Genomic DNA, 2938 nt, shown 5'->3' with positions numbered 1-2938 from the left:
AGGTCCTTGGGTGTACGGCCATCCGCCCGCTTGCCCTCCTCCAGGACCAAGCGCCTCAGCTCCTTGCGCACCACCTCGGCGAAGGCGCTTTCGTAAAGGGGCTTCCGGCTCTCGTCCGGGGTGCCGTCCTCCCCCTTGGGCAAGGCCTCGGCGATGAGGCTTTCGGCGAAGGCCTCGAGGGCCCGGCTCCTTTCCCCCTTGCTGGCGGTCTGGAGCACCCCAGTAAGCCCCCGTTCCAAGCTCAAGCGGTAGAAGGCCTCCTTCTCCTCCTCGCTGAGGCTATCGGGGGGAGTCCAGGCCATCTTGGGCTTGCCCAGGGCCTGGGCCATGGCCTCTTGCAGGTCCAGAATGGGTTGCATCTCCCGATGGGCGAACTCCAAGGCCTGGACCAAGGTCTCCTCGTCCACCTCCTGGGCCCCGGCCTCCACCATGAGGATGGCGTCCCGGCTTCCCGCCACCACCAGGTCCAAGGTGCTTTCCTCCAGCTCCTGCAAGGTGGGGTTCAAGACCAACTGCCCTCCGATGAGGCCCACCCTAACCGCGGCCACGGGGCCTTCCCAGGGAATGTCCGAGAGCATGAGGGCGGCGCTGGCCGCCGTGGGCCCCAGGATGTCCGGAGGGTTCTTCTGGTCGGCGGAGAGCACGGTGACGATCACCTGTACCTCGTGGCGGAACCCCTTGGGGAAGAGGGGGCGGATGGGCCTATCCGTCATGCGGGCGGAAAGGATGGCCTTTTCCCCCGGCCGCCCCTCCCGGCGCATGAAGCTTCCGGGAATCTTGCCCACGGCGTAGTGCCGCTCCTCAAACTCCACGGTGAGGGGGAGAAAGTCTGCCTCTATGGGTTCTTCCGAGGCCTGGGCCGTGGCCAAGACCACGGTGTCGCCATAGCGTACCAGGACCGAGCCAGAAGCCTGCTTGGCGTATTTCCCCGTCTCTAGGACCAAGAGGCGGCCGGCCACCTGGGTTTCGTACCGATGGGCTTGGGGTGTGTTGGGCGTGGCTTCTGCCATAGTTGTCCTCAAGCGAAAGGCGGAGCCCTAAGGCCCCGCCCCCGACCTACATACCAGTTTACTTCCTCAGGCCCAGTTTCTCAACCAGGGCCTGGTAGCGCTCGGGGTCTTCCCGCTCCAGGTAGCGCAGAAGCCTACGCCGCTGCCCTACCATCATCAAAAGACCCCGGTGGGAGTGGTGGTCGTGCTTGTGGACCTTCAGGTGCTCGGATAGCCGGTTGATGCGCAAGGTGAGCAAGGCCACCTGCACTTCCGTGCTCCCCGTGTCCCCGGGGAAGCGGGCGAACTCCTCTATGACCTTTTGCTTCTCCTCTTTGCTGATGGGCATCTTTACCTCCGTCAGGGGGGAAAGCGCTTTTGGCCCCTTCCTCCTCGAGGTCCCTAAGGACCTCCTCCAGGTTAGGGCCTCCTCCTCTTTCCGTCAAGCAGGAAGAGGGTGAGGGCCAAAAGGGCCAGGCCCGCTCCCACGCCGAAGGCCAGGCCGGGTCCGTAGCTCTGCCAAAGAAAGCCGAAGATCACACTGGCCGGCAAGAGCAAAACCCCCACCACCGTGTGGTAGAGACCGATGGCTGTGGCCTTCGTTTCCTGGGGTACCAAGGTGGCCAGATAGGCCCGGCTGGCTCCCTCGAAGGCAGCCGAATAAAGGGCATAGAGGAGCAGTAGGGCCACACCTGCCAGGGCGGTTTTTGCCAGGGCAAAGCCCAAATACACCAGGGCGTAGAGGCCAAACCCCCAGGCCACCACCCGCCTTAGGCCCACCCGGTCCGCCAGGCTACCCAGAGGGTAGGCCAAAAGAGCGTAGAGAAGGTTGTAGCCCGTGTAGGCCAGGGTCACGGCCTCGGGGGTTAGACCCAGCTCCTTCAGGCGAAGGAGCAGAAAGGCATTGGAGGAGAGGGCCAAGGCGAAGAGGCTGGAGACCAGGAGAAAGCGGCGGTACGGGACGGGAAGGGTACGTAAGTAGCTGAGGCGGAGGGGGGGTAGGGGGGTTCTGGCCCGTGGGGCCTTGGCCTCCCGTACCCAAAAGAGGGCCATGAAGGCCAGAAAGGCCGGGATGGCCGAGGCCCAAAACACGCCCCGGATTCCCAGTTGGGGTAGGAGGAGGAAGGCCAAGAAGGGGCCCACGGTGGCTCCCAGGGTGTCCAGGCCCCGGTGGAGGCCGTAGGCCCGGCCAAAGGCACCCTGGTCCACGCTCTCCGCCAGTAAAGCATCACGGGGTGCGGTGCGCAAGCCCTTACCGGTGCGGTCCAGGAAACGGTAGAGGAGCACATGGGCAGGGCTTTGGGCTAGGGCCAAAATGGGTCTCAGGAAGGCGGGCAAGCCATATCCCAGGAGGAGTAAGGGTTTTCTTCGGCCCAACCGGTCGGAAATCCTTCCGCCCACCACCTTGAAGAGGCTGGCCGTGGCCTCGGCGATGCCCTCCACCAACCCCAGCACCCCTGCGCCCGCCCCTAGGCTGGTCAGAAAAAGGGGTAGGAGGGGATAGACCATCTCGCTGGCCACATCCATGAGGAAGCTGACAAAGCCCAACAGGTATACCTGAAGAGGAAGCCTCATGGTCGGTATCGGAGGTAAAGACCCAGCAGGAAGGGCTCGGGCAGGACCATCATGACCGAGAGGGGATCCAAGGGGGCGGGGGAGAGGAGGGCGGGGCCTAAGGGGGTGCTGAAGGGTAGCGGTAGCGTGCGGGTGGCGAGAAAGAGGAGGAGGAGGACCAGGGAAAGCCCCACGCCCACCTTCCAGACCAAAGGGGCGAAGGGCGGGTCTTTCTCGGGGTACATGAACCGGAGGGCCATCAGGACCAGGGCGTAGGTGACCTTTAGGGCCAAAAGGGCCAGGAAAAGCTGGCCGTAGAGGTAGTACTCGTTTACCAGGCCGTACTTTACGGCCTCCAGCTCCGACACCCCTAGGGCGCTGCCGCAGAGGCCTTG

The 2938-nt window shown here is 64.3% G+C and carries 3 protein-coding genes and 1 pseudogene; all 4 read right to left on the bottom strand.

What is annotated here, in order from left to right; genetic code table 11:
• A pseudogene (locus Q0693_RS05380) lies at positions 1–1010 on the bottom strand (polyribonucleotide nucleotidyltransferase); the annotation flags it as partial.
• A gap of 58 nt (positions 1011–1068) precedes the next feature.
• Positions 1069–1338: a 30S ribosomal protein S15 gene (gene rpsO / locus Q0693_RS05375; RefSeq protein WP_243027373.1), complete on the bottom strand. Its 270-nt coding sequence runs from the start codon at positions 1336–1338 to the stop codon at positions 1069–1071.
• A gap of 71 nt (positions 1339–1409) precedes the next feature.
• Complete coding sequence (locus tag Q0693_RS05370) at positions 1410–2564, bottom strand: MFS transporter (protein WP_298629774.1); 1155 nt, start codon at positions 2562–2564, stop codon at positions 1410–1412.
• Positions 2561–2938, bottom strand: a 378-nt coding sequence (locus Q0693_RS05365) for a hypothetical protein (protein WP_298629772.1), incomplete at its 5' end; no start/stop codon positions are given. The genes Q0693_RS05365 and Q0693_RS05370, both read right to left, overlap by 4 nt.

It is taken from the genome of uncultured Thermus sp. (assembly GCF_938010445.1).
Lineage (GTDB): Bacteria > Deinococcota > Deinococci > Deinococcales > Thermaceae > Thermus > Thermus altitudinis.
The sequence above is the reverse complement of the archived record's forward strand: the minus strand, read 5'-3'. Positions and strand labels throughout refer to the sequence as shown.